Here is a 25,277-nt window from a genome sequence, read left to right on the forward strand (position 1 = left end):
TGGCATCACAAACTTGTTCAAACAAACACGCTATTGGATTCTCAAACCACAAACACACACCCATCACCGAAACCCGAAACCGGGTCACGTTCACTGGGGGTATCAGTTTCATTTGTGCTGCCCCACCCGTTCCGAACCGGCACCCGAACGATTGTTCGTGCTGGTCAGACCCGGTGGAAACCCTGTCCTGTGGACCTCGTTTCCGCGGGGCAACGAGATATAACTCTAGACCAGGCCAACACCCCCACGCAAATCCAAACCCCACCTCAACCACGTGACACCCACCACACAGAACACGGGTCTCCGACACGACTGGACTTCACCCGGTGTTAGCCTCCCGATTTAGATATGCGGTCCGAGGAAACAGCATCCGTGGAAACCCGTTCTCGCATGCCGGGCGCGGCCTCTCGGCTCGCTGTGGTCGCCGACGCCTCCAGATTCATCGGACGAACTCTGCTCAAGTCTCTGCGCAAGTGGGGCTATGAGGTGCGCACCATCGGCCGGCCCCCATCCGTCCGATGCCATATGGGACGACCGGGCCGGAGTCGCCGAGCTCATTGACGGTTCCGACCTGCTCATCAACCTCGCAGGTCGCAGTGTCGGGTGTCGGTACACCGATGCGAACCGCCAGGAGATCTGGAATTCGCGGGTGCACACCACCCGCGCCCTCAACGATGCTGTGCGGGCTGCCTCGGCGCCTCCTCGGCTGTGGATCAATTCGAGTACGGCCACCATCTACCGTCATTCGATGGACCGGCCGCAGACAGAAGAGCATGGGGAGATCGGCGAGGGGCGGGCCCCAGTACGAAGGCCCTTGGTTCCCGCATCGCCGCTATCGCGGTATCGGCCCTGAGGCATCGGGACCGACTCTGCGGCACGGACACCCGCCGACCCACGGACGGCAGCGGTTCAGCTGGGTTCACATCGATGATGTCATTCGCGCCGTTCGTTTCATCGACAACCATGAGGAGATCGCCGGCCCGATCAACGTCTCGAGCCCGAACGTGACGAACAATTCCAACCTGGTGTCAGCCCTGCGGCGGGCAGTGCGCACGGCCATCGGCATCCCTGCCCCGAGGCGGCTGCTGGAGATCGGCATGCTCATCCTGCGACAGGAATCGGAATTGGTGCTCAATAGCCGGTGGGTTGAGCCCGAACGGCTCGAAGCCGCGGGATTCGAAATCCGGTGGACCGACGTCGAAGCGGCGGCGAAGAGTCTGCTGCGCTGACGGGTCGCACTCACTCCGGCGCCCCACATCGGCCGCCGATGCTCAGCCCGCGGTCGCCTCGGCGAAGGTGCCCTGCTCGACGCAGTCGGGGCAGTAGGACTGCAATCCCCGCTCTGTGCAGTCGGCGCAGCGCAGGTACTGCTGACGACAGTCGAGGTTCGCACAGTTGACGAACTCCGCCGTGTTCGTCCCGCAGCTGACGCAGAGGCCGATCGATTCGACGTTCTCGCCGAACTCGACGTGCATGCGCTTGTCGAAGACGTAGAGCGAGCCGTCCCAGTAGCCGGAGCTGCCGAAGGTCTCGCCGTAGCGGACGATGCCGCCGTCGAGCTGGTAGACCTCCTCGAACCCGCGGTTCCTCATGAGCACGGACAGGACCTCACAGCGGATTCCGCCGGTGCAGTAGGTGACGACCGGCTTGTCTTTGAGGTCGTCGTATTTGCCTGACTCGATCTCGGCGATGAAGTCGCGAGTGGTATCCGTATCCGGGACGATGGCATCACGGAACTTACCGATCTGGGCCTCCATGGCGTTGCGCCCGTCGAAGAAGACGACTTCGTCGCCGCGTTCGTCGAGCAGCCTGTGCAGCGCACCGGGTTTGAGGTGTTCGCCTCCACCCTGGACCCCTTCCTCGGTCACCTTGATCTCGTCGGGTGTGCCGAAGGTGACGAGTTCCGAGCGCACCTTCACGCTCAGACGCGGGAAGTCATCGCCCTGCCCGTTCGACCATTTGATGTCGGCCTTCTTGAACGGCGCATAGGACTTCGTCGCCCGCACGTACTGCTTGACGTCGAAGACGTCCCCGCCCAGAGTCGCGTTAATGCCGTCCTTGGACACGATCACACGGCCCTTGAGTCCGAGGCCCTCAGCGAGCGCGTGCTGCCACAGCTTGACCGCTTCGGGGTCGGCCAGCGGCGTGAAGACATAGAACAGGACGATCTTGGGAGTTGCCATGCCCACCATTCTAAGTGGGCACGCGAACGCACTCCCGCCCAGGCGTTCCCACCACGTGCGCCGCCGCCCCTGTCGCCCCTGTCGCCCCGGTGCGCCTCGCCGAGGCGGAACGTCGTGGACGCGCTTCGCCCCCTCGCGCCGACCCCGGCTAAGATTGGCCGTGAGTGCCGTGTCGTATGAAAGGGCCCCGAAGAGGACATGACGTCAAACCTCAGCTCTGCGGATTCCACGCAGGTCGATTCCCCGCAGAATGCTTCGAAGAAGGTCAAGGAGACGGTCGAGTTCGCTGCGGCGAACCCCGACGTCGAGCAGCCCTTCGCTGACCTCGGCCTCAAGGCCGACGAATACGAGCAGATCAAGAAGATCCTCGGGCGCAGGCCCACCTCGGCGGAGCTGGCGATGTACTCGGTCATGTGGTCCGAGCACTGCTCCTACAAATCCTCGAAGGTCCACCTGTCGAAGTTCGGCGACAAGGTCACCGAGGACATGAAGAAGCACCTGCTCGTGGGCATCGGTGAGAACGCCGGCGTCGTCGACATCGGCGACGGCTGGGCCGTGACCTTCAAGGTCGAGAGCCACAATCATCCGAGCTACGTCGAACCCCACCAGGGTGCGGCCACCGGCGTCGGCGGCATCGTCCGCGACATCATCTCAATGGGTGCCCGTCCCGTGGCCGTGATGGATCAGCTGCGCTTCGGCGCCATCGATCACCCCGACACCGCCCGCGTCGTCCACGGCGTGGTCGCCGGGATCAGCAACTACGGCAACTCACTCGGTCTGCCGAACATCGGCGGCGAGACCGTCTTCGACTCCGTCTACCAGAGCAATCCCCTGGTCAACGCCCTGGCGGTGGGTGTCATGCGCCATGATGACATCCGCCTGGCCAATGCCTCGGGCCTGGGCAACAAGGTCGTGCTCTTCGGCGCGCGCACCGGCGGCGACGGCATCGGCGGGGCTTCGATCCTGGCCTCCGAATCCTTCGACGACACGAAGCCGTCGAAGCGTCCGGCCGTGCAGGTCGGGGACCCCTTCGCGGAGAAGGTCCTCATCGAATGCTGCCTCGAGCTCTTCCGCGCCGGCGTCGTCGAAGGCATCCAGGACCTCGGCGCCGCGGGCATCTCCTGCGCCACCTCGGAGCTGGCATCCAATGGCGACGGCGGCATGCACATCGCCCTCGACGACGTGCTGCTGCGCGATGAGACCCTCACCCCCGAGGAGATCCTCATGTCGGAGTCCCAGGAGCGGATGATGGCCGTCGTCCGGCCTGACCGCCTCGACGAATTCCTGGCCATCGTCGGCAAGTGGGAGGTCGAGACCTCCGTGCTCGGCGAGGTGACCGACACCGACCGCCTCGTCATCGAATGGCATGGCGACGTCATCGTCGATGTGCCCCCGCGTTCGGTCGCCCACGACGGCCCCGTCTACGAACGTCCGATGGCCGAGCCCGCATGGACCGCCGAGGTGGCCGCGAACACCGTCGAATCGGCTGGGCTGGTGCGTGCGACCACCGATGACGAGCTGCGCTCGACCGTCCTCGAACTCGCGGGATCGCCGAATCTCGCCTCGAAGTCGTGGATCACCTCGCAGTACGACAAGTACGTTCAGGGCAACACCGCTCAGGCCTACCCCGATGACGCCGGCGTGATCCGCGTCGACGAGGAGACCGGCCTCGGCGTGGCCATCGCCACCGATGCCAATGGTCGCTACTGCTACCTCGATCCGGCCCGCGGCGCCCAGTTGGCCCTGGCCGAGGCCTACCGCAATGTCACGACCGCCGGGGCCATCCCGCGTGCGGTCACCGACTGCCTCAACTTCGGTTCGCCCGAGGACCCGGAGATCATGTGGCAGTTCGCGCAGTCCGTCGAAGCGCTGGCGGAGGCCTGCCAGGACATGGGCACCCCAGTCACCGGCGGCAATGTGTCCCTGTACAACCAGACCGGCGGCGTGGCCATCCACCCGACCCCGGTCGTCGGCGTGCTCGGCGTCTTCGACGACGTCACCCGGGCCACTCCGAGCGGGTGGAGGGAGCCGGGCCAGACCATCTACCTGCTCGGCACCACCGAGACGGAGCTCGACGGTTCGGCATGGGCCGACGTCACGGCCGGCCACCTCGGCGGGGTTCCTCCGCAGTACAAGCCGGAGGCGGAGAAAGAGCTCGGCGAGATCCTCATCAACTGTTCGCGTGACGGCATGATCGATGCCGCTCACGATCTGTCGGAGGGCGGGCTGTCGCAGGCGCTCGTCGAATCGTGCCTGCGCTTCGGCACGGGTGCTCGGATCTGGCTCGACGAGGTGTGCGAACGCGACGGCATCGACGTCTTCACCGCCCTGTTCTCCGAATCCACGGCCCGCGCGATCGTGGCCGTTCCGCGTTCGGAGGAGGTCCGGTTCAAGGACATGTGCACCGCACGCCGGTTCCCGTTCGTGCGCATCGGCATGACCGACGCGGGAGATCAGGATCCGTCCCTGGACGTCGTCGACCACTTCACCATCGGCCTCGACGAACTCGGTCGAGCTCACGAGGGCACGCTGCAGGAGCAGTTCGGCGGAAGCGTTGCGGCAGTGACCGAAACCGCGGTCTGAAGCGGCGGGCTCGCAGCCGCCGCGGCAGGCAGTCACCGAGGCGGGCAGTCACCGAGGGGACCACTTGGCCTCGACCGGACCAGTTGCAACTGGTGCGCTCGGCGCCGAGTGGTCCCCTCGGCGTTTCTCGGCGGGGGCCGACGCACGTGACCGCAGATGACAGAGGCCACACATGCGCAACAGCGAATGTGATTGCCTGTGGGAGAGAGCCGCGGCCGATCTGCCGCGACACCGACGAACGCACAGAGGAGTCAGTCATGACGACGATCCGCACATCCCACGCGGGGTCCTTGCCCCGCACCCCCGAACTCATCGAGGCCAACAAGGCCAGGCAGGCGCAGAACACCGCCCGCCTGGCCGGCGAGGCGAGTTCCGCAGCCGATAGCGGAGAGTTCGAAGAACTGCTCGCCGCCAGCGTCGCCGATCTGGTCCGGCGCCAGAAGGACCTCGGCATCTCGCTGCCCAATGACGGCGAATACGGCCACGCCATGGCCGCCGACTTCGACTACGGAGCATGGTGGCACTACTCGTTCGCCCGCACCGGCGGGCTCGAACTGGCCGACCACGATCTGTGGGAAACTCCGGCGAACCGCTCAACGGACGGCCGCATCGTGTTGACGAGCTTCCCCGACCGCCGCGACCGCAATCTCTTTCCAAACGTCTACGCTGACCCGGATGCGGGAACCTCCACTGGCGACCAAGTCCAGTTCCCGAAAGCCACCGGCCCGATCAGCTACATCGGTCAGGACCAGGTCAACCGTGATATCGCGAACCTCAAAGCAGGTCTGGCCGCCGCCGGTTACGACGAGCGTGCCGGCTACATCAACGCTCTGTCGCCTGGTTCGGCCTCGCGCATCGCCAACGAGTACTACTCAAGCGATGAGGAGTTCATCTGGGCGTGGGCCGATGTTCTGCGCGAGGAATACCTCGCCATCACCGAGGCGGGGCTGACCGTCCAGATCGACGACCCGTCCCTGGCCGAGAACTTCGACCAGATCAACCCGGAGCCCAGCTTCGACGACTACCGCGCGTTCACACAGATCCGCATCGACGCACTCAACCACGCTCTGCGCGGCATCGACCCGGCACAGGTACGCGTCCACACCTGTTGGGGATCCTGGCACGGACCGCATGTGACCGATCTGCCGTTCATCGAGATCGTCGATCAGGTGCTGTCGATCAACGCCGCCGGCATCACCTTCGAAGCCGCCAATGTCCGGCACGAGCACGAATGGCGGATCTGGGAGGAGAAGAAGCTACCCGAGGGCAAATACATCATCCCCGGCATCGTCTCCCACTCGACCAATGTCGTCGAGCACCCCGAACTCGTCGCTGAACGCATCGGCCGGTTCGCTGGTCTCGTCGGCCCGGAGAACGTCGTCGCCTCCACCGACTGTGGTCTGGGCGGTCGCGTCCACCCGGACATCGCCGTCGCCAAGCTCCAGTCGCTGACCGAGGGCGCCGAGCTCGCCTCGAAGCGCTTCTGAACCGCCTCATCGATCAGTCCCCTCCGCTCGGCCCACGGACCGGGCGGAGGGGACTGTCGCATGCCCGTTCCCGTCTCCCTGCTGATCTCGGTGGCGTTCCTCATCCGACCGCTGTGGCAAGCAGTGCCCCTGCGCGCATGCCCGATGCCGTTCGTCTTCTTCGGTTCGTTCTGGGCCTCCGAGGACCACTCGGACTACACCCGCGCCCAGCTGATCGAGTTTCTCCGCATCCTCTCGGGAATCTCCAGCGGTTCCTTCTCCGCTCTCCTGTGGCTGCAGCTGAGCGTCGCGACAGGACATTCGATCCCCGCCTTCGCTGCACCGAGCGTCTTCTGCGCCCTCGGAATCCTGCTCATCGCAACCGGCATCCGCCAGTACCGCAGGCTGCAACCATCACGGTGGGGCCCCGAGGACGTATAGTCACGCCGGTCGTCGATCCGGGTCCGTTCTCAGGCGAACGTCGGCGGCCGTGCTCACGCCCCGCCGCCCAGCTCCTCGTCGAAGCAATCAGCCAGCGTGGGATGAGCGAACTGGTAACCGGTTTCCTGCAGCTTCTCCGGCACAACCCTCTGGTCGGCCAGGGCCAGCTCCTTCGCCCCGTCCCGGCCGAGCATGAGTTCCGTGACGAACCCGGGCGTCGGAAGCCATGCGGGCCTGCGCAGATGGCCGGCGAGGGCCTCGGCGAACTCCGCCTGCGAGACGAGGTCAGGGGCGACGGCGTTGACCGGTCCCCGCACATAGTCATAGAGCACGGCATGCACATAGGAACGCGCGACATCGTCGAGTGAGATCCAGGCCATGGCCTGTTCGCCGCTGCCCAGCCGTCCGCCGGCACCGGCGAGGAACAGCGGTGCCTGCAGTCTGAGCAGGCCGCCCAGGGTGCTGAGCACGACCCCGGTGCGGATCGAGACCCGTCGGATTCCGGCATCCTCGACCCCGGCCGCCGTCTTCTCCCATTCCTGACAGAGCTCGGCGAGGAATCCGTCCCCGGCCGGTCCCGTCTCGTCCACGGGCTCGTCCGCCTTCGAGCCGTAGTAGCCGACGGCCGATGCGCAGACGAAGACCGAGGGCCGTTTGGCCTCGGGCAGTCCCCGCATGGTCTCGACGAGCAGCCGGGTCGAATCGATGCGTGAGGACCAGATCTCCTCCTTCGCGCTCTTCGTGAACCGCGTGGCGATCGATCGCCCGCTGAGGTGGACGACCGCGTCCGCCCATGCCAGATCACGTGGATTGAGGATTCCGAGATCGGGGCTCCAGTGGGACTCGTAGGGGAACTTCGGGGTCTCCCGCACGAGCAGCCGTACGAAGTGCCCGGCAGTGGAGAACAGGGCGGCGACCTGACGACCGATCAGGCCGCTGCCGCCGGTGATGAGGATGCGCTTGCCCTTCTTCCGCGTCACCAGGGGTGCGTTCGTGCTTTCGAGGAAGTCGATGTCCATGAGCATGCGCCGATGGCGGGCTTCGAACGTGGCTTCGAGGTAGCGGCTGAGGCCGCGGTCGATGACGTCGAAGCTCTGCGGCGCCATTGCGTATTCGACATGGTCGTCGATCTTCGTTCCGCCGGCGACGGAGGTGAACTCATGCGTGTGCTGCCACTGGCTCAGCGGGCCCTTCTTGAGTTCGTCGACGAAGGAGAACCGGGACGGGCCTTCGGAGTGCACGGCGCTGAATGGTCGCCGGAGCAGCCCGTAGGTGCCGGGCACGCTGGTTCGCACCTGTGCGACGGATCCCGGTTCGATCGGAGGGTAGCTCTCCTCGACGATCTCCTGTGCCCAGTGGGGCGAGAGCCTGGTGAGGGCTCCGGGCTGAGCATGCCAGTGGTACGTGGTCTCAGCGCCGAGCGGAACTTCAGATGTCCATTCGAAGATGGTCATGACATCCCTCCTACTCGGAATCATGCCACCCGAATCTGAAAGTGTGATCCGCAACTCGCCCAACGCCGAAAGAATTCACCGACGGCCCACCGGTGCAGGAGTGCAGTGCCCGGGAGGCCGCCGGTGACGGTCGTTCAGTCGGCGGCGGGGATCTTGCCGAAGCGGAAGGCCGACCAGAAGTCCCCGCGCACATAGCCGTGGTCCGGCTCGGGGTCGAAATCCCAGTGGCGGACCGTGCCGACCTTGAGGGCATCGGCGACGAGCTGCCTGCTGCGCTGCGAGTCGAGCACATGGTCCTCGAGGTGCTCGAGATCGTAGCGGGACTCGAGCTCTTCGCGCATCGTCTTCAGCGTCTCGGCATAAGCGGGATCCTCCGCACGGTTGCTCAGCTCCTCCGGATCCGTGGAGAGATCGAAGAGCAGATCCGGGTCTCCCGGACAGAGCGTGAGCTTGCACTCACCGCGCACCAGCGTCACCTGCGGTCGGTAGGTGCCTTCGGCGAAGTATTCGATGATGACGTCCCGATCCCTCGGTCCGCGCTCCCCCGTGATCTCCCGTCGGGCGGATTCGAACAGCGAGGTCCCGGCCAGCCCTTCATCCACCGCCGAGGCGGAATCCGCCCCGACCGTCGAGGCGGAGATCGATTCCGCGGAACCGGACGAGGCGCCGTCACCGCCGCGAGCGATCTCGAGCAGCGTCGGGGCGAGGTCGATGAGGCTCACAGGGTTGGCATAGCGACCCGGGGTGACCACCTCGGCGGGGCCGTTGATGATGATCGGCACCCGGGAGGAGCGCTCGTAGGGCGACATTTTGAACCACAGCCCCTTCTCCCCCAGCATGTCCCCGTGATCGCTGGTGACGATGATGACCGTGTTCTTCGCCAGGTCGAGCTCCTCGAGCCTCCTCCGGATCGCTCCGATGTGGTCGTCGATGTAGTTCACCGCCGCATAGTAGGCCCGGCGAGCCCGACGCACGTCCTCGAGCCCCGGTTCCCGCTGGTCGAAGCCGCACATGGTGCGCAGCCGGTGGCTGTGCGGGTCCGCGGCGGCATCGGGGACCTCAGGGTGGGTCGGGTCCGGGATGTCCACCTCGGCGAACCGGTCCCAGTTGGCCTTCGGCGGTTCGTACGGGTCGTGGGGGTGGATGAACGAGGTGACCATGAGGAACGGCTGGTCGGTTCCGGCCGCCTGGTTGGCTCGTTTGCGGTCGTTGAGGTGGCGCAGCGTCTTGAAGATCACCTCGTCGTCGAAGTCCTGCTGGACGTTCGCAGTGGCCGCGCCGGCAGTGAAGACGGGATCGGCTTCGTGATACCAGTGCAGCTTCTCGTCCAGCGGCCGGTTCCAGTCGGGGACCATGTCGAGATCGGCCGGGTAGACATCGGTGCTCAGTCGCTGTTCGAAGCCGTGATGCTGATCGGGGCCGATGAAGTGCATGCGACCGATGAGCGCCGTATGGTAGCCGAGCTTGCGCAGGCGGTGGGCGAAGGTCGGCGTCGATGCGGCGAAGTCGTCGCCGTTGTCCAGGCAGTCGACCTCGGAGGGCATTCGCCCGGTCATCATCGATGCCCGGGAGGGTGCGCACAGGGGCGTATTGCAGTAGGCACGGTCGAAGACGGCTCCGTCTGCGGCCAGGGCGTCCATGTTCGGCGTCAAGGCGGCCTGATCGCCGTAGGCGCCCAAGGACTGGGCGGCCATCTGATCGGCTTGGATGACGACGATGTTCGGGGTTGTCATGTGGAGTTCCTCTCTGGACTCAGGGGCGGGGGTCGGTGTCGGTATCGGCAACGTCCGAGATCGAGTCGCTTGCATCGCCGGCGCCGGACGTCGACTCCGGCTCCGCCTCGGCATCGGGCTCCGCCGCGGTGCCGGTTTCGGATTCGGAGTCTGCGGCGGGGTCCGCATCGGAGTCGGCATCCGGGGTCCACCCATCGGCCCATTCGCCGGTCACATAGTCGAAGCCGACGGGCTCGCCGTTCTCATCGGTGCGCTGGTACCAGCCGGTGTAGTCCTCGTGTTCGGAGTCGATCCCGCCGTTGGCGCCGTCACCGGGCTCGGTGGGCACGACCTGGAGCGCGAAGTCGTCACCATAGGCATCGGCACCGGTGACCACTGCGTTGTCCACCGCGTTGAGCGCATACTGTCGGCGCAGCGCCAGCGGGTCAGTGCGCAGCTCCTTGAACCAGGCGAGGATGATGAAGAGCATGACGATCGCGAACGGCACCGCGGTGACGATGACGAGCTGCTGCAGTCCCTCGAGGGCGCTGGCGTCGCCGAGGAGGAGCATCACCACGGCGATTCCCGACATGACCAGTCCCCAGAAGACGACGACCCATTTCTTCGGCTCCTGATCACCGCGACTGGTGAGCATGCCCATGACGACCGAGGCCGAATCCGCCGAGGTGATGAAGAAGATCGCAAGGACGACGATGACGACGAACGGCAGCCATTCGACATAGGGCAGGTTGTCGATGAGGGTGAAGAACACCTCGGGGGCTTCCATGCTGTCGGTGAATCCTGCGGCTCCGTCGCGATACATCGAGATCGAGGTTCCGCCCATGATGCCGTAGGCGACGAAGAGCAGAGCCGAGGGGATGAAGATCGTGCCGAGGATGAACTGGCGGATGGAGCGACCGCGGGAGATGCGGGCGATGAAGGTGCCGACGAACGGCGACCAGGAGATCCACCAAGCCCAGTAGTAGACGGTCCACACCGACTGGAACTCCTGCGTCTCGCCGCCCCAGGACAGGGACCGGCCCATCATGTCGAACATCGAACCCAGGTATTCCATGAGCGCCGAGGGCAGCAGGTTGAACAGGAACAGGGTGGGTCCGAGGAACAGCACGAGTGCGACGATGCCGACGGTGAGGACGATGTTGATGGACGAGAGGTAGCGGATGCCGCGTGAGACGCCGGAGACCGCTGAGACGATGAAGCCGATCGTGAGCACGAGGATGATGACGACGAGCATATTGTTCGTCATCGGCCCCGCACCCGAGACGATGCTGACGCCGGTGCCGATCTGCATGGCCGCGATGCCCAGGGCCGCGGCCGTGCCGAAGAGGGTGGCGACGATGGCGAAGATGTCGACGAGTTTGCCGGCGAAGCCCTCGGACCGGCGTTTGCCGAAGAGGGTGACGAAGATCGAGGACAGCAGCAGGGAGCGGCCTCGGCGGTAGGCGGCATAGGCGATGGCGCCGCCGACGAGGGCATACATCGCCCAGGCGTGGAAGCCCCAGTGGAAGTAGGTCTGGGCCATCGCGCCGTGGAGCGCCTCGGTGGTCTCGGGGTCGTTCGTCAGCGGCGGCGGCGTGACGAAGTACGTCAGCGGCTCAGAGGGCCCGAAGAAGAGGACTCCGATGCCGATGCCGGCGGCGAAGAGCATCGCGACCCAGGAGAAGGTGCTGAATTCGGACTTCTCACCGTCCTTGCCCAGGGGAATCTTGCCGTAGGGCGAGAAGGCGAGGATGAGGAGGGCGACGAGCACGATGATGGCGACGAGGTTGAAGAACCAGCCGACGTTGAGGGTGGCCCAGTCGTAGGCTGCCTGAGCGACGCCGGCGACGCTGCCGGGGCTTGAGATGCCCCAGATGACGAAGGCGACGGTGAGCGATCCGGCGATCGCGAAGATGATCTTGTCCAGCGAGTAATGGCGCCGCTGCTCGTCGATGGCGATGCCGGGGACGAGGATCGGGTGGGTGTCATGCGGGTAGTGGGAGTTCGCCTGCTCGGCCGCTGCGGAATCGGGCACGCGCGGACGCCGGTAGTCGAACTTGCCGAGATTGCGGCCGGTCTCCCGGCTCACGCGTTTGGTCTCGGCTCCGACTCGTCGGGCGTCGGCCTTGATCCGCTCCCGGGGTGCGCGAGGAGACTCGCTCGCGGACTGGGTGTGTTCGGCGGGCTGGGTGCTGTCGGGGGCGTGGCCGCTGTCGGCACCGATAGTCTGCGGGGCCTGATCGCTCCCGGGTCTGAGATCGTCTTTCATACGCTGGCTCTTTCTCATGCACGTGTGTCATGCGATCGGACACGGACCGCATGGCACACTCGGCATCGCCTGCTGACATCGAATGGTCAGCACGGCGGATGCGGGCAGGGAGTCAGGCGGTCCGAAGGTTCACTGAGTGGTCGGAATATCGGCGGTCTTTCCGCCGGGCCTCAGGGCTCTCCGCCGCACCAGCCGATGGCCGCGAGCTCCCAAGAGTCATTGGCGAAGCCTAAGGTGGGTCGCAGCCGATTCGGGGTCGGGCGAAGTCCTTTCGGGGTCGATCGTCCGCAGAGCTGCGGGACGAGATCACCGAAAATGGGCATACTCTCGGACGATAACAGCTTCCTGAATGCTTCTCAATGAAGTCCTGAAAGCGTCCCGGACCATGCTGTCCCTGCCGGTCGTTGCTGCCCGTGCCGTTCGCTGTCGGTCGGCCGTCCGGCTCGTGCCCGATCCCGGGAGTGCAGAGATAAGGATCACAGGGCGTATCGGCCGGCTTCAGCCCGTTTCGACGAGGATGACGCCGAGGACGATGAGTCCGATGCCGATCAGGGCCCGCCGGGTCAGCGGGTCCTTCCAGATCACTCGCGAGAGCAGGCACACGAGCGCGACGCCGCAGGCGGCCCACAGCCCATAGGCGACTCCGAGCGGCATGCCCGCCGCAAGAGTGCGCCCGAGGAAGATGAAGGCTGCGGTGTAGCTGATGGCGACGGGGATGAACCAGATCTTGCGCTGGAGTCCGGCGCTGGCGCGCAGGCACAGGGTGCCGGCGACCTCGCTGAGGATGGACAGGGACAGCCACAGCCAGCTCATTCGCCCGCCCCCGTCTCCACGGCCTCGGGTTCGTCAGGGGAACCGGACTCGACGAGGACGACGCCGACGATGATGATCGCGATGCCGATGATCGCCCCGATGCCGAGCGCATCGCCGAAGAACACCAGGCCGAGCATCGCAACGAGTGCGACTCCGCTGGCCGACCAGGTGGCGTAGACGGCGCCGAGCGGCATTCCGATCCGCTGGGTGAGGCCGAGGATGAAGAACGCCGTCGCGTAGAAGAGCACGACACCGGGGATCCAGATGGGCTCGTCCACGGCGGCGCGCAGCATCAGGGTGGCGGCCACCTCGGCGAGGATCGCCCCGATGAGGAGCAGCAGTCTGCGGGCGGTCACGATGTCCCCTCGTTCTTCTCGGCCGCGTCGATGAAGCCGAGCGCATGCTCGCGCACCGCCGCGAGGTCGTCGGAGGGGAAGACACCGGTGGCTTCGGACATCCAAGCACCATCGGCGCAGAACCGGGCCGCAGTCAGCAGCGAGACCACACGCTGATCGAGGCCACCGGTGTCGAACCACGGACTCAGGTGGCGGCTCCACGCCTGCGCGAGCTTCGGGTGGTAGAGCGCATCGGAGAAGATCCAATAGTCGCCGCGGGAGACCTCGGCGGTGGTCGCGACCGCGACATAGGCACGATGTCGCTCGAAGCACGTCAGCTCAGCGCTCGTGCGTCCGGTGTGCTCGCGAAGCCGCCGCGCCCACTCCTCGGCGGCGTGGTCGACCAACCCGAGCATGAGAGCTTCCTTCGTGGGGAAGTGATACATCAGCCCGGGCTTGGTCAGCCCCGCTTCGTGCGCAACCGATTCGAGCGAGACGGTCACTCCCTGCACCGAGTCGTGGGACTCGGCCAGTGCCTTCGCGGCTCGGAGAATCCGTTCCCGTGCGTCTTTTGCCATGCGCCCGACTTTACCAACCGGTCGGTAAAGTAAGCCAGGCGAACCCATCGACGGAAATGACGACAGCAGGTTCAGTTGAGCAGTGCCCGGTCCCCCAGACTTGCACCCTTGAGCTTCGAGAATTCTCCGAGCAGAGTCTCGACGGTCAGATCCTTCTTCTCCTCGGCCGTGGCCTGGTAGATGATCTGGCCCTCGTGCATCATGATCAGCCGGTTGCCCAGCGCGATCGCCTGCTCCATATTGTGGGTGACCATGAGCGTGGTCAGCCCATCGTTCTCGACGATCTTCTTCGTCAGCGCCGTCACCAGCGCGGCGCGCTGCGGATCGAGGGCTGCGGTGTGTTCGTCGAGCAGCAGGATCCGCGGTTGGGTGAAGCCGGCCATGAGCAGGCTCAGCGCCTGGCGCTGCCCGCCCGAGAGCAGTCCGACCTTCGTCTTCAGTCGGTTCTCGAGACCGAGTTCGAGCGTGGCCAGCTCGTCCTGGAAGTGCGCACGTCGCGCCGAGGTGGTGCCCGGTCCCAGCCCGCGAGTCTGGCCGCGCTTGAGCGCCAGGGACAGGTTCTGCTCGATCGTGAGGTCGGGTGCGGTGCCGGCCATCGGGTCCTGGAACACTCGCCCCAGGTACTTCGCCCGTCTGTATTCGGGCATGCGAGAGACCTCGGCGCCGTCGATCGCGATCGACCCCGTGTCGATGGGAAGCCGACCGGAGATCGTGTTGAGCAGCGTCGACTTGCCGGCCCCGTTTGAGCCGATGACAGTGACGAAATCCGATTCCTCGAGTTCGAGTGACAGATGTTGCAGAGCCTTGCGCTCATTGACCGTGCCGGGGAAGAAGGTCTTGGAGATGTTGTCGATCTTGAGCATGGTCCTCAGCCCTCTTTCCCGGCCCCTGCGCCGGCGGCCCCGGCCGGGACTTCGGCGATCTCAGCGGGGTCCTTCATGTCCGTGGTTCCCTGCGGCACTGTCGCCGGGGCGCGGTTTCCGCGGCCGCGCAGTGAGGGGATCCGTTTGAGGAAGCCCCATCTGGGCAGCAGCAGGGCAATGACGACGAGCAGTGCGGTCGTCAGCTTCATATCGTTGGTGTCGAGTCCGGCTCGCAGGGCGAGGAAGATGATCAGCCGGTAGAAGACCGAGCCGAGGAGGGCACCGAGGCTGGACATGAAGATATTGCGGTTGCCGAACACGGCCTGACCGAGGATGACTGATGCGAGTCCGACGAGGATGAGCCCGATGCCCATGCTGATGTCGGAGAAGCCCTGGTACTGGGCGACGAGGGCACCGCAGAGGGCGACGAATCCGTTGGACAGGGCCAGCGTGAGCATCGTCGAGTTGTCGGTGTTGACGCCGAGGCTGCGGATCATCTCCTTGTTGTTGCCGGTAGCCTGGATGGCCAGTCCCAGGTCGGTGGTGAGGAACCAGTCGATGGCGAACTTGAGCACCAGGGTGAACACGATCAGGATGGCGATCGAGATCCAGGTGCCCAGCCACATGTTCTCCCGCAGCGGGGTGAACACGGTGTCCTCTCGCAGCAGCGGCAGGTTCGCCTTGCCCATGATCCTCAGGTTGATCGACCACAGGCCGATCATGGTGAGGATGCCCGCGAGCAGACCGTCGATGCCGCCCTTGGTGTGGAGCAGACCGGTGATGTAGCCGGCGATGAGTCCGGCGCCGATCGCAGCGGCGGTGGCCAGGAAGGGGTTGACTCCGGCGATGATGAGGGAGGCTGCGGTGGCGCCGCCCGTGGTGAAGCTTCCGTCGACGGTGAGATCTGGGAAGTTGAGGACCTTGAAGGTCAGATAGACCCCGAGCGCCATCGCGCCGTAGATGAGCCCGAGCTCCAATGCTCCGAACATGGGTTTCCGTTCATATGGTGTGTAGTGGTTCGTGCTGGCCCGAGGCCGCCGACAGCACTGCCGACGACCACGGGGCCGATCGCCTCAGGTGAAGGTCACTCGATGACGTTGTCAGCTTCGTCGATGAGCTTCTTCGGGATCTCCACGCCCTGGGCCTTGGCGGCCTTCGGGTTGACGACGAGTTCGAGGTTCGAGCTCGTCTCAACAGGCATCTCGGCCGGCTTCTTCCCGTCCTGCAGGATCTTCAGAGCCATCTGCCCTGTCTGTTCGCCGAGCTTCGTGTAGTCGATGCCGCGGGTGATCGCCGCGCCCTGTTCGACCTGTCCGGCTTCGGATCCGACGAGCAGAGCCTTGTTCTTCTCAGCCGCCTGGACCATGGTCGATACGGCCGAGACGACGTTGTTGTCGGTGGGCACGTAGTAGGCGTCGACCTTGCCGAGCGAGCCGACGGCCTGGGCCAGTTCGCCCGAGTTCGCGATCGTCGCCTCCTTGATCTCCACCCCGAGGTCCTTGGCCGACTCCTTCGCGAGGTCGACCTGCACCTGGGAGTTGACCTCACCGGAGCTGTAGACGATGCCGACGGTCTTCGCATCGGGCTTGAGATCCTTGACCAGCTTGAGCTGCTCGGCGACCGGGTTGAGGTCAGAGGTGCCGGTGACGTTTCCGCCGGGCTTGTCAGCGGTGTCGACGAGCCCGGCTTCCTCGGCGTCGGTGACGGCGGTGAAGAGCACGGGCACGTTCGTGATCGCCTGTGCCGCGGCCTGCGCGGCCGGGGTGGCGACGGCGAGGACGAGATCGAAGTCCCCGTTTGCGAAGGTCTGGGCGATCGAGGTGGCGTTGGCCTGCTCGCCCTGAGCATTCTGCTCATCCCATTCGACCTCGACTCCGGCGTCCTTGAACGACTTCTTGAAACCTTCGCTGGCGGCGTCGAGCGCTGGGTGCTGGACCAGCTGCGAGATGCCGATCTTGTACGACTCGTCCTGACCGCCGCCGTCGCCTCCGCCGTCACCGCCGGAGCAGGCCGAAACCGCAAGTATCGAACCGACCGCCACCATCGCTGTGGCCAATTTCCTGAGACGCATGCTACTCCCCTTTGAAAACTCGGTCCGCTGATGCGGATCCGTCACGAAGTCTGCGCCCGATGCCACCGCCCTTCGCACGCGATGGAGTGGTGACTGCGCAGTCGAGTGATGCGGCGTTCCGGCTCAGACCGTCCTGAGTCCATGACGTGCATCACTTCGAATGTGATGATATCCACTGTATGGCCCGGCCCTGACACCGGGTGCCGATTGGGGGTTTTGGGGACAATCGTCCCAGTATCGTTATCTCACGCGACAGACGTCCTATCAGGGTTCGATCTGGACGTCCGAACATCCGAGAACATCGAGCATCCACGCGAAGTCGAATGCGGTCTCCTTCCACGCGTCATAGCGTCCGGAGGCACCGCCGTGGCCGGCGGCCATCTCGGTCTTGAGCAGGGCGTCGGCGCCGACTTCGCGCAGCCGTGCCACCCATTTCGCCGGTTCGACGTAGAGGACCCGGGTGTCGTTGAGGGAGGTCACGGCCAGGATCTTCGGATAGGTCACCTCCGCGACGTTCTCATAGGGAGAGTACGAGCGCATGTACTCGTACACGTCCGCGTCGTGCAGCGGGTCGCCCCATTCCTCCCATTCGATGACGGTCAGCGGCAGCTCCGGCATGAGGATCGAGGTCAGTGCGTCGACGAAGGGCACGTGTGCGCTGATTCCGGCGAAGAGCTCCGGGGCCATGTTCGCCACGGCCCCCATGAGCAGTCCGCCGGCCGATCCGCCGGTGGCCACGAGCCGCTCCGCAGTCGTCCAGCCCGTGTCGGTCAGGTGGCGTGCGACGGCGATGAAGTCCGTGAAGGTGTTCTTCTTCGCCAAGGTCTTGCCCTCGTCGTACCAGTGGCGGCCCATTTCGCCGCCGCCGCGGACATGCGCGATGGCGAAAACGACCCCGCGGTCGAGCAGCGACAGCCGCGAGACCGAGAAATAGGGGTCCATGCTCGCTTCGTAGGACCCGTACCCGTAGAGCACGAGCGGTGCCGGTTCTTCGAGCGTCGGGGCGGCCGTGCCCGCATCCGCGAAACGATGGAGATCCTTGCGGTAGACGACGGATATCGGCACCTGGGTGCCGTCGTCGGCAGACGCCCACAGCAGGGTCTCGCCGTACCTGTCGAGATCGACGGAACCGAGCACCGGCTGGCGCTTGAGGACCGTGTCGGTGCCGTCTGCCACCCTGTGGGAATAGAGCACGGACGGTGTGGACATGGAGGTGAAGAGCAGACGGATGCTCGTCTGGGCGAACTCGGGGTTGCCTGCCAGCAGCAGCGTCCCGGTCTCCCGACCGAAGGGCAGTTCCTGCAGGGGGCCGAACGGGGACGAGGCCCCGTCATCGGCGGCGAGGGCGGCGTCGGTGTCGAGGGCGGCGTCCGCGTCGAGGGCGACGGTTCCCACCCGGGCGAATCCGCCTCGGCGGTAGCTGATCGCGATGAAGTCGGAGAAGGCGTCGACGTCCTCGATGCGCAGCCCTGCGACCTCGGCGAGCACCGGGCGGGAGTCCGCAGCGGGATCGGCAGCGGGGACGTCGACGAGCTCGAAGTCGGCGCGGTTGCGGTTATGGGTGATGAGGAATCGGTCCTCACCGCCGATGACGGCGTGCTCGACGGCGTACTCGACCCCCTCTTCGCGGGGCCACACGGCCTGCGGTTCGGCCTCGAGGTCGTCGGCGCTGATGCTCCAGTAGCCGCTGGTGGTCTTCGAGCCGGTGACGACGAACATCATCCGGCCCGAACGGGAGAACCCGGATCCGACGAAGTAGCGCTCATCGGGTTCGTGGAAGATGCACACATCCTCGTCGCTGCTGGTGCCGACGAGGTGGCGCCACACCTTCTCGGGTCGCCAGGCATCGTCGACGGTGGTGTAGAAGACGCAGCGACCGCTCGGGTCGAGGGAGGCCCCGGCGAAGGTGTCCTCAATCGTGTCATCGAGGTCTCTGCCGGTCTCGAGATCGCGCAGCCGCAGCGTGTACCGTTCATCGCCGGTGGTGTCGACTCCGTAGAGGAGCCACCGGCCGTCGTCGGACAGAGAGAAGGATCCGAGTGAGAAGAACTCCTCGCCCTCCGCGGCGATGTTCGAGTCGAAGACGACCTCTTCGCCCGGCAGCGCGTCCTCGCCGACCTCCGGCGGGGTCCAGTCCTCGGGCCCGGAGACGGGAACGCGCACGCTGATGCCGTAGTCGAGCCCGGCCCGGGTGCGGGAGAAGTACCAGAAGTCGCCGCGCCGGTTGGGCACGGACATGTCGGTCTCCTTGATGCGGGTCCTGATCTCGGTGAAGATCGATTCCTGCAGTCCTTCGAGGTGAGCCGTCTGCGCCTTCGTCCAGGCGTTCTCGGCCTCGAGGTGGGCGATGACCTCGGGCGAGTCCTTCTCGCGCATCCACTCGTAGTCGTCGACGAAGGTATGTCCGTGATGGGTGCGCTCGAAAGGGACCTTCTTGGCCGCCGGCGCTGTCACCGGGGCCGCGATCCATGCCGCACGGGCAGAGTTCGGAGAGTCGGAATCAGTCATAGTCCCACCCTAGCCATTCCCTCCCGGCAGCCCTCGCCCCGAGCACGAAGCAGCTTGTGCAGCGTCCGTTTGTGGTCACTCAACCGAGGCGAAAACGCGAAGAACGGCTATTCACCTCGGCGCTGTGACCACAAACGTCCCTCGCCGCCGCGAGCGACCCTCGCGGCCAGAAGCAAACGTGCCCGCCGCCGCAGACGTGCGCCGAAGTGCCCGACAGACGTGCCGAAGCCCCCGCGAGTAGAATGCGCACAACGCACTCAATGGGCAGAACGCGCACAGTGAGCACAAGAGCACCGTTCGCTGCCGCGCCCCCTTAGGGTGAGTCTCACATCACATCTGTCTTCGAAGGAGAAGTCCGTGCCAAAGGCGCCACCTGACGAGGACTCCACCGTGGAATCCTCACATCCCTCCCGACGCATGTTCGGCCGCATCGCCTACGGGGCCATCGCCGTGGCGGCGATCGGAACCGCGACGACCTATTCGGTCAAGGCCGCCTCGGCGAAGGGCGATCTGTCCTCGAACCTCACCCTCATCGCCCCTGCCGGTGCCGGCGGCGGTTGGGACGGCTTCGCCCGCGAGACGCAGCAGGCCATGCGCGTGAACGCTCTGGCGAACAACGCGCAGGTCGTCAACATCCCCGGTGCCGGCGGAACCATCGGGCTCGGCAAGTTCTCGACCATGCACGGCCAGGCCGACACCATTCTGGCGACCGGCACGGCCATGGTCGGCGGCATCGCGCTCAACGAGTCCCCGGTCGGCTTCGTCGACACGACGCTCCTGACCCGCGTGGCCGAGGACTACGATGTGCTCATCGCCGCTGCGGATGCCCCGTACGACACCGTCGACGATGTCGTCTCCGCCTGGAAGAAGGACCCGAAGAAGTTCGTCTGGACGGGCGGTTCGGCCGGATCCGTCGATCACCTGACCATCGCCCAGCTGGCCCTCCTCGGCGGGATCTCCGCCTCGGACATCACCTACATCCCGAAGTCAGGCGGCGGCGAGGCGATCCAGACCCTGCTGTCGGGGACGACGGATTTCGCTTCCTGCGGCTTCAATGAGGTCTCCGACCAGATCGAAGCCGGCCGGATCAAGGCCATCGGCGTGGCCGCACCGCAGCGCATCAGGGGATTCGACGATGTGCCGACCATGTCCGAACAGGGCTACGAGGTCACACTGACGAACTGGCGCGGCTGGCTCGGTGCCCCTGACATCACCGGCGACGAATCCGCGCAGCTGCTCGAGATCCTCCAGAAGACCCGCGACAGCGCGGCCTGGAAGGACGCGCTCGAGCGCAACAAATGGACCGATGTGTGGCTGACCGGTCAGGAGTTCGCCGAGTTCGTCAAGGAAGACACCTCACGAGTGGAGAAGCTGTTGAAGGAGTTGGGACTGTGAGCGCGCAGACGCAGACGAAGACCCGGACGGGCCACCTCGGCGCCGGGACCTGGTGGCAGGGCCGCTCAGGGCTCGTCGTGCCGCTCATCATGGGGGCGTTCTCGACCTACCTGCTCGTCGGGATCCTCACGATGGAGGTCGCCGAGGATGCCGACAAACCGGGTCCGCAGTTCTTCCCGATGCTCATCATGCTCGTCGGCTACGCGCTGACGATCCTGCTCACGATCGCCTATATCCGCAATCCGGAACCGGTCGACGCCGACGCGGAGCTGCCCGCCGAGATCGAAGAGGACAAGGCGTTCTCGACTCCGGTCACCTCTGCGGTCGCGGCTTCGCGACTGTCCCCGCACGAGGAGGACGAGCCGGCCGAGGACCGCAGGGCCCTCGCCGAGGCCCGGGTCGCCGATTCGAAGCACCGCACGCACAGCGACTTCGTGTCCCTGGCCTGGGGCGCCGGCGGTTTCGCCGCCTTCGCGCTCATCCTCGAATTCGCCGGGTGGATCATCGCCGCGGCGCTCCTGTTCTGGTGCGTCGCCCGGTCGATGGGCTCGAAGAAGCCGCTGTTCGACCTCACCTTGGCACTGACGTTCTCGTCCCTGGTCTACATCGCCTTCGCGGTGCTGCTGGGGCTCAACCTTCCCTCGGGAATCCTGGGAGGTGGCTTCTGAGATGGATGCTCTTCAGTCGCTCTTCGAGGGCTTCGCACATGCTCTGACGCCGATGAACCTGCTCTGGGTCCTCGTCGGCTGCTTCCTCGGCACCGCCGTCGGCGTGCTGCCGGGCCTGGGTTCGTCGATGGCGGTGGCGCTGCTGCTGCCGATGACCTTCGCACTCGACCCGACCGGCGCCTTCATCATGTTCGCCGGCGTCTACTTCGGCGGGCTCTTCGGCGATTCGACGATGGCGATTCTCATGAATACGCCCGGGCAGGCCTCGGCGATCGCCTCGACCTTCGAAGGCCACAAGATGGCCAAGGACGGTCGCGCTCCGCAAGCCCTGGCCACGGCCGCGATCGGCGCGTTCATCGGCGGTTTCATCTCCTGCTTCCTCGTCGTCTTCGTCGCCCCGGCACTGGCGGATCTGTCGACGAGCTTCGGCCCCGCCGAGTTCTTCGCCCTTGCGCTCTTCGCCTTCGTCGCCACCTCCTCGGTGGTCGCCGATTCCGTGCTCAAGGGGCTCATGGCACTCGTGCTCGGCATCGGGTTCTCCGTCATCGGCATCGACTCGGTCTCGGGCACGGAGCGCTTCACCTTCGGCGTGCCCGAGCTCTTCGACGGAGTCTCCCTGGTCACCGTGACCGTGGGCATTCTCGCCCTCGGCGAAGTGTTCTTCATCGCCTCGCGGATCCGCCGGCAGGCCAAGGACAATACGGTCAACTCCTCCGGCCGGCCGTTCCTCTCCCGCCGGGAAGTAGGGGAAGCGCTGCCGGCGTGGCTGCGCGGAACCGCGATCGGTCTGCCCTTCGGCGTCATTCCCGTCGGCGGCGCCGATGTGCCGACATTCATGGCGTACGGGCTCGAGCGCAAGCTCGACTCACGGCGCAAGGAGCCGCAGTTCGGCAAGGGCGCGATCCGCGGCCTCGCCGCCCCCGAGGCGGCCGGTTCGGCCACGACCGGCATCGCGATGGGTGCGCTGCTGGCTCTGGGTCTGCCGATCTCGGCGACCGCGGCGATCATGCTCGCCGCGTTCCGCCAGTACGGCATCCAGCCCGGTCCGCTGCTCTTCGACCGCTCCCCCGAACTCGTCTGGGGACTCTTGGCGAGCTTCTTCGTCGCGATGGTCGTCCTGCTCATCATCAACCTGCCGTTCGCTCCCCTGTGGGCGAAGCTGCTGAGGATCCCGGACCCGTACCTCTACGGTGGCATCGCGGTCTTCTGCGGTCTGGGCATCTATGCGACCTCGGCGTCGACGTTCGAGCTGCTCGTGCTGTTGGGCATCGCCGTCATCAGCTTCGTGCTCAAACGCTACGGTGTGCCTCTGGCACCGCTGATGATCGGCATGGTGCTCGGTCCCCTGGCGGAGTCGAACCTGCGCGATGCGCTGCTGGCCGCGGGCGGAGACGCCTCGGTGCTGGTGTCCTCGCCGATCACGATCGTCCTCTACATCATCCTCATCGGCGCGCTCGTCTACACCGGCGTCGGACGGGTGCTGGCGCGTAAGCGGCAGAGGCAGGTTCAGCGTGCGGCCGCTCCGGCGGAGTCACCGATCTCCTGACGGCGACGAACCTCACCGCCGCTCGCTCAAGCCGCAGCGCAGATGTCGAGGCACGCACGATTCGACATCTGCGCGCAGGCTTGAACGAGGGCCTCAGCCTCAGTCGTCATCTTTCGGACAGGGGCGCGGCTCCTGCCCTTCCGCCCCAGCACTCGCGCCAGGCAGCAGCCGGCCGGCCCCCTTGAGGCCGATGCTCGTGAGCACAGCGGCGATGACGACAAGGACGACAGCGGCACCGGCAGCCCACTGCACGCCGGTCTCGAAGGACGCGACTGCCGCCTCGGCGGTGCGGTGTGCAGCCTGCCCGCCGAGTCCCGCGGTGTATTCGAGGGCCGAGCCCAAGGTGTCGAACTGGGCCCGGTTCGCATCATCACCGATCGCGGAGTGCAGCGCGGAACCGAAGACGAAGGTCGAGAGCCCGCCGAGGACGGTGGTGCCCATGACGGAGCCGAACTCGTAGGCGGTCTCCGATATCGCCGAGGCGGCTCCGGCCCTGTTCGCGGGCACCGCGGCGAGGATGAGGTCGTTCGTCACGACCTCCGCGCCTCCGAGGCCGATGCCGAGGATGAGGAAGGCCACGAGCATTCCGGTCACCGTGTGCTCGGGGGTGAACGCCACGATGCCCATACCGAGTGCGTTGAGCAGCAGGGCCGCGGGGACGACGACCCGCGGGGCGAATCGAGCGACGATCGGCACGACGAGGTAGCCGGCGACGATCGATGTGACCAGGCCGGGGATGAGCACGAGTGCGGCCTCGACCGGGGAGAGCCCGAGGACGAGCTGGAGCAACTGGGTGCCGAAGTAGAGGAAACCAGCCAGGCCCATGATGCTCAGCAGGTTCGAGGCCACGGCCGAGGTGAACACCTTGTTGGCGAAGAGCCGGACGTCGAGCATCGGGGTCGGCAGGGCCAGCTGGCGCAGCACGAAGCTCGCGCCCGCCCCGAGCGCCACCGACACGGTCACCCAGAAGAGCATGTCCGGGCCCGCTGCCATCGCGTGCTTGATCGCGAACACCAGGGGCGCTAGCGCGAGCATCGACAGCACGATCGAGGCGGGATCCACACGGCCGGGGTTCGGGTCCCGCGACTCGGGCAGCAGCCAGATTGCCAGCGGGATGAAGGCCGCGATCAGCGGCAGGTTGATGAAGAAGATCGAACCCCAGTGGAAGTGCTCGATGAGGACGCCGCCGACGATGGGTCCGAGCGCGGCGCCGCCGGAGAACATCGCGGCCCAGGTCGCGATCGCGATCCGCCTGTCCTTGTCATCGGAAAAGATGTTGCGGATCAGCGAGAGGGTCGAGGGCATGAGCGTGGCGCCGAAGATGCCGAGCAGCGCCCGCGCGATGATGAGCATCTCCGGTGAGACGGAGAACGCCGCCAGCAGAGAGGCCGCCCCGAAACCGCACGAGCCGATGACGAGCAGGAGACGACGGCCGAGGCGGTCGCCGAGGCTGCCCATCACCACGAGCAGACCGGCGAGCATGAGCGCGTAGATGTCGACGATCCACAGCAGCTGCGTTCCCGTGGGGTGGAGACCGACGCTGATGGCCGGGATGGCGAACCCCAGGACCGTGTTGTCGACCGAGATCAGCAGCACGGGGATCATGAGCACAGCCAGGCCGGCCCACTCGCGCCGGCCGGCGCGCAGCTGAGGAGCGATTGTCGTCGTCATAACCGCAACTGTACCGTCCGGACGGTACAGTTGAAAAGTGGGAGCGTCGTCCCGAATGCGGTGCTCAGGCAGCGTGCGGGCAGGAGCTGCCGTGCCGTCACGTCGCTTCAGCCGCAAGCGCATCGACTAGGCTCGGGGCCATGGCACGCAATCCGACCGAGACCAAAGAGAAGCTGCTCGACGCGTTCGACGTTCTGCTCGATGAGCATGGAACGGCTGGGGCGACGCTCGACGCCGTGGCGGCGAAGGCCGGAGTCTCCAAGGGCGGCCTCCTCTACCATTTCGGTTCGAAGGCCGAGCTGATCAACGGCAGCCTCAAGCGCCTCGACCAGCTGGTCGCCGAGGACATCGAGGACATGAAAGCCGCAGGAGAGCGTCTCCACTACTACTATCTGGAGACCTCGGCCGAGGTCGGCACGGCGCTCGATCGCAGTCTCATCGCGGCCGGATGCCTCGCCCTGGAGAACGACGATGCCAAGGCCGCGCTGCGTAAGACCCGCGAAGCCTGGTTCGACGTCCTCAACGCCCACCTCGGCGATCCGGATCTCGCGATGACGATCCAGCTCATCGGCGACGGTATGTATTTCAACCAGAACTTCGGCCTCTCCCAGGGCGAAGCGCTCGAACACGTGAAACGAGTGCTCACGCGCCTGGGGCTGTAGAACCGCAAACGACATCTGGCCCGATACCGAGCATCTGCCCCGATAGCAGGCCGCGGCTC

The 25,277-nt window shown here is 65.9% G+C and carries 21 protein-coding genes; 9 read left to right on the forward strand and 12 right to left on the reverse strand.

The window, feature by feature from the left end:
- Positions 1-481: 481 nt before the first annotated feature.
- Both IHE57_RS16770 and IHE57_RS16775 read left to right on the forward strand, forming a co-directional pair.
- The gene (locus IHE57_RS16770) at positions 482-853 is read left to right on the forward strand and encodes an NAD-dependent epimerase/dehydratase family protein (protein ID WP_343071944.1); all 372 of its coding nucleotides are present in this window, start codon (positions 482-484) and stop codon (positions 851-853) included.
- Positions 774-1,229, forward strand: a complete 456-nt coding sequence (locus tag IHE57_RS16775) for a DUF1731 domain-containing protein (protein ID WP_366933958.1) — start codon at positions 774-776, stop codon at positions 1,227-1,229. The genes IHE57_RS16770 and IHE57_RS16775 overlap by 80 nt, the downstream gene beginning before the upstream one ends.
- Before the next feature lie 42 nt (positions 1,230-1,271).
- Here the strand turns inward: IHE57_RS16775 and trhO are convergent, their stop codons facing one another.
- Positions 1,272-2,183 (reverse strand): oxygen-dependent tRNA uridine(34) hydroxylase TrhO, encoded by a 912-nt coding sequence (gene trhO, locus IHE57_RS13195; protein ID WP_209373666.1) that lies wholly within the window; start codon positions 2,181-2,183, stop codon positions 1,272-1,274.
- A 198-nt stretch (positions 2,184-2,381) separates the two neighbouring features.
- Between trhO and purL the strand changes: the two genes are divergently transcribed.
- The 3 genes from purL (at position 2,382) to IHE57_RS13210 (ending at position 6,673) form a co-directional block, all read left to right on the forward strand.
- Entirely contained in the window at positions 2,382-4,766 is a 2,385-nt protein-coding gene (gene purL / locus IHE57_RS13200) for a phosphoribosylformylglycinamidine synthase subunit PurL (protein ID WP_209373667.1), read from the forward strand.
- A gap of 257 nt (positions 4,767-5,023) precedes the next feature.
- Positions 5,024-6,253: a cobalamin-independent methionine synthase II family protein gene (locus IHE57_RS13205; RefSeq protein ID WP_209373669.1), complete on the forward strand. Its 1,230-nt coding sequence runs from the start codon at positions 5,024-5,026 to the stop codon at positions 6,251-6,253.
- 60 nt (positions 6,254-6,313) lie between these two features.
- Positions 6,314-6,673 carry a hypothetical protein gene (locus IHE57_RS13210; protein ID WP_209373671.1) on the forward strand — a complete coding sequence of 120 codons (360 nt, stop codon included), beginning with the start codon at positions 6,314-6,316 and terminating at the stop codon, positions 6,671-6,673.
- Between the two features lie 53 nt (positions 6,674-6,726).
- Here the strand turns inward: IHE57_RS13210 and IHE57_RS13215 are convergent, their stop codons facing one another.
- The 10 genes from IHE57_RS13215 to IHE57_RS13260 form a co-directional block, all read right to left on the reverse strand.
- Positions 6,727-8,127 (reverse strand): TIGR01777 family oxidoreductase, encoded by a 1,401-nt coding sequence (locus IHE57_RS13215; protein WP_209373673.1) that lies wholly within the window; start codon positions 8,125-8,127, stop codon positions 6,727-6,729.
- A gap of 134 nt (positions 8,128-8,261) precedes the next feature.
- On the reverse strand, positions 8,262-9,860 hold the full coding sequence (gene betC / locus IHE57_RS13220) for a choline-sulfatase (protein ID WP_209373675.1): 1,599 nt from the start codon (positions 9,858-9,860) through the stop codon (positions 8,262-8,264).
- A 19-nt stretch (positions 9,861-9,879) separates the two neighbouring features.
- A complete protein-coding gene (locus IHE57_RS13225; protein WP_209373677.1) occupies positions 9,880-12,108 on the reverse strand; it encodes a BCCT family transporter in 2,229 nt (742 codons plus the stop codon).
- Between the two features lie 498 nt (positions 12,109-12,606).
- Positions 12,607-12,921, reverse strand: coding sequence for a DMT family transporter (locus tag IHE57_RS13230; protein WP_209326391.1), 315 nt, complete (start codon positions 12,919-12,921; stop codon positions 12,607-12,609).
- Positions 12,918-13,277 (reverse strand): DMT family transporter, encoded by a 360-nt coding sequence (locus IHE57_RS13235; protein ID WP_209326390.1) that lies wholly within the window; start codon positions 13,275-13,277, stop codon positions 12,918-12,920. The genes IHE57_RS13230 and IHE57_RS13235 overlap by 4 nt, the downstream gene beginning before the upstream one ends.
- A complete protein-coding gene (locus IHE57_RS13240) occupies positions 13,274-13,834 on the reverse strand; it encodes a TetR/AcrR family transcriptional regulator (protein ID WP_209373679.1) in 561 nt (186 codons plus the stop codon). Before IHE57_RS13240 ends, IHE57_RS13235 begins: the two co-directional genes overlap by 4 nt.
- A gap of 71 nt (positions 13,835-13,905) precedes the next feature.
- Positions 13,906-14,697, reverse strand: a complete 792-nt coding sequence (locus tag IHE57_RS13245; RefSeq protein WP_209373681.1) for an ABC transporter ATP-binding protein — start codon at positions 14,695-14,697, stop codon at positions 13,906-13,908.
- 5 nt (positions 14,698-14,702) lie between these two features.
- Positions 14,703-15,686 (reverse strand): ABC transporter permease, encoded by a 984-nt coding sequence (locus IHE57_RS13250; protein WP_209373683.1) that lies wholly within the window; start codon positions 15,684-15,686, stop codon positions 14,703-14,705.
- 95 nt (positions 15,687-15,781) lie between these two features.
- Positions 15,782-16,768: an ABC transporter substrate-binding protein gene (locus tag IHE57_RS13255; RefSeq protein ID WP_209373685.1), complete on the reverse strand. Its 987-nt coding sequence runs from the start codon at positions 16,766-16,768 to the stop codon at positions 15,782-15,784.
- 264 nt (positions 16,769-17,032) lie between these two features.
- Positions 17,033-19,276 (reverse strand): S9 family peptidase, encoded by a 2,244-nt coding sequence (locus IHE57_RS13260; RefSeq protein ID WP_209373687.1) that lies wholly within the window; start codon positions 19,274-19,276, stop codon positions 17,033-17,035.
- A gap of 357 nt (positions 19,277-19,633) precedes the next feature.
- On the opposite strand from IHE57_RS13260, the gene IHE57_RS13265 reads away from it, so the two are divergent.
- From IHE57_RS13265 to IHE57_RS13275, 3 genes are read left to right on the forward strand one after another with little or no spacing between them, the layout of a single operon-like run.
- On the forward strand, positions 19,634-20,671 hold the full coding sequence (locus IHE57_RS13265) for a Bug family tripartite tricarboxylate transporter substrate binding protein (RefSeq protein WP_366933959.1): 1,038 nt from the start codon (positions 19,634-19,636) through the stop codon (positions 20,669-20,671).
- A complete protein-coding gene (locus IHE57_RS13270) occupies positions 20,668-21,339 on the forward strand; it encodes a tripartite tricarboxylate transporter TctB family protein (RefSeq protein ID WP_366933960.1) in 672 nt (223 codons plus the stop codon). The genes IHE57_RS13265 and IHE57_RS13270 overlap by 4 nt, the downstream gene beginning before the upstream one ends.
- 1 nt (position 21,340) lies before the next feature.
- Positions 21,341-22,885: a tripartite tricarboxylate transporter permease gene (locus IHE57_RS13275; protein ID WP_209373691.1), complete on the forward strand. Its 1,545-nt coding sequence runs from the start codon at positions 21,341-21,343 to the stop codon at positions 22,883-22,885.
- Between the two features lie 99 nt (positions 22,886-22,984).
- Here IHE57_RS13275 and IHE57_RS13280 read toward each other — a convergent pair whose 3' ends face one another.
- Positions 22,985-24,556: an MFS transporter gene (locus tag IHE57_RS13280; RefSeq protein WP_209373693.1), complete on the reverse strand. Its 1,572-nt coding sequence runs from the start codon at positions 24,554-24,556 to the stop codon at positions 22,985-22,987.
- Positions 24,557-24,696: 140 nt separating this feature from the next.
- Between IHE57_RS13280 and IHE57_RS13285 the strand changes: the two genes are divergently transcribed.
- Positions 24,697-25,218, forward strand: coding sequence for a TetR/AcrR family transcriptional regulator (locus IHE57_RS13285; protein WP_209373695.1), 522 nt, complete (start codon positions 24,697-24,699; stop codon positions 25,216-25,218).
- Positions 25,219-25,277: the final 59 nt, after the last annotated feature.

The sequence above is a fragment of the Brevibacterium renqingii genome (assembly GCF_017808105.1).
Lineage (GTDB): Bacteria > Actinomycetota > Actinomycetes > Actinomycetales > Brevibacteriaceae > Brevibacterium > Brevibacterium renqingii.

What these genes read in the sequence shown, in the direction of transcription:
- IHE57_RS13280 (WP_209373693.1), bottom strand. Translation starts at nt 24,556, where the DNA reads ATGACGACGACAATCGCTCCTCAGCTGCGCGCCGGCCGGCGCGAGTGG.
- betC (WP_209373675.1), bottom strand. Translation starts at nt 9,860, where the DNA reads ATGACAACCCCGAACATCGTCGTCATCCAAGCCGATCAGATGGCCGCC.
- IHE57_RS13250 (WP_209373683.1), bottom strand. Translation starts at nt 15,686, where the DNA reads ATGTTCGGAGCATTGGAGCTCGGGCTCATCTACGGCGCGATGGCGCTC.
- trhO (WP_209373666.1), bottom strand. Translation starts at nt 2,183, where the DNA reads ATGGCAACTCCCAAGATCGTCCTGTTCTATGTCTTCACGCCGCTGGCC.
- IHE57_RS16775 (WP_366933958.1), top strand. Translation starts at nt 774, where the DNA reads ATGGGGAGATCGGCGAGGGGCGGGCCCCAGTACGAAGGCCCTTGGTTC.
- purL (WP_209373667.1), top strand. Translation starts at nt 2,382, where the DNA reads ATGACGTCAAACCTCAGCTCTGCGGATTCCACGCAGGTCGATTCCCCG.
- IHE57_RS13275 (WP_209373691.1), top strand. Translation starts at nt 21,341, where the DNA reads ATGGATGCTCTTCAGTCGCTCTTCGAGGGCTTCGCACATGCTCTGACG.
- IHE57_RS13230 (WP_209326391.1), bottom strand. Translation starts at nt 12,921, where the DNA reads ATGAGCTGGCTGTGGCTGTCCCTGTCCATCCTCAGCGAGGTCGCCGGC.
- IHE57_RS16770 (WP_343071944.1), top strand. Translation starts at nt 482, where the DNA reads ATGAGGTGCGCACCATCGGCCGGCCCCCATCCGTCCGATGCCATATGG.
- IHE57_RS13210 (WP_209373671.1), top strand. Translation starts at nt 6,314, where the DNA reads ATGCCCGTTCCCGTCTCCCTGCTGATCTCGGTGGCGTTCCTCATCCGA.
- IHE57_RS13285 (WP_209373695.1), top strand. Translation starts at nt 24,697, where the DNA reads ATGGCACGCAATCCGACCGAGACCAAAGAGAAGCTGCTCGACGCGTTC.
- IHE57_RS13245 (WP_209373681.1), bottom strand. Translation starts at nt 14,697, where the DNA reads ATGCTCAAGATCGACAACATCTCCAAGACCTTCTTCCCCGGCACGGTC.
- IHE57_RS13225 (WP_209373677.1), bottom strand. Translation starts at nt 12,108, where the DNA reads ATGAAAGACGATCTCAGACCCGGGAGCGATCAGGCCCCGCAGACTATC.
- IHE57_RS13215 (WP_209373673.1), bottom strand. Translation starts at nt 8,127, where the DNA reads ATGACCATCTTCGAATGGACATCTGAAGTTCCGCTCGGCGCTGAGACC.
- IHE57_RS13255 (WP_209373685.1), bottom strand. Translation starts at nt 16,768, where the DNA reads ATGCGTCTCAGGAAATTGGCCACAGCGATGGTGGCGGTCGGTTCGATA.
- IHE57_RS13240 (WP_209373679.1), bottom strand. Translation starts at nt 13,834, where the DNA reads ATGGCAAAAGACGCACGGGAACGGATTCTCCGAGCCGCGAAGGCACTG.
- IHE57_RS13205 (WP_209373669.1), top strand. Translation starts at nt 5,024, where the DNA reads ATGACGACGATCCGCACATCCCACGCGGGGTCCTTGCCCCGCACCCCC.
- IHE57_RS13260 (WP_209373687.1), bottom strand. Translation starts at nt 19,276, where the DNA reads ATGACTGATTCCGACTCTCCGAACTCTGCCCGTGCGGCATGGATCGCG.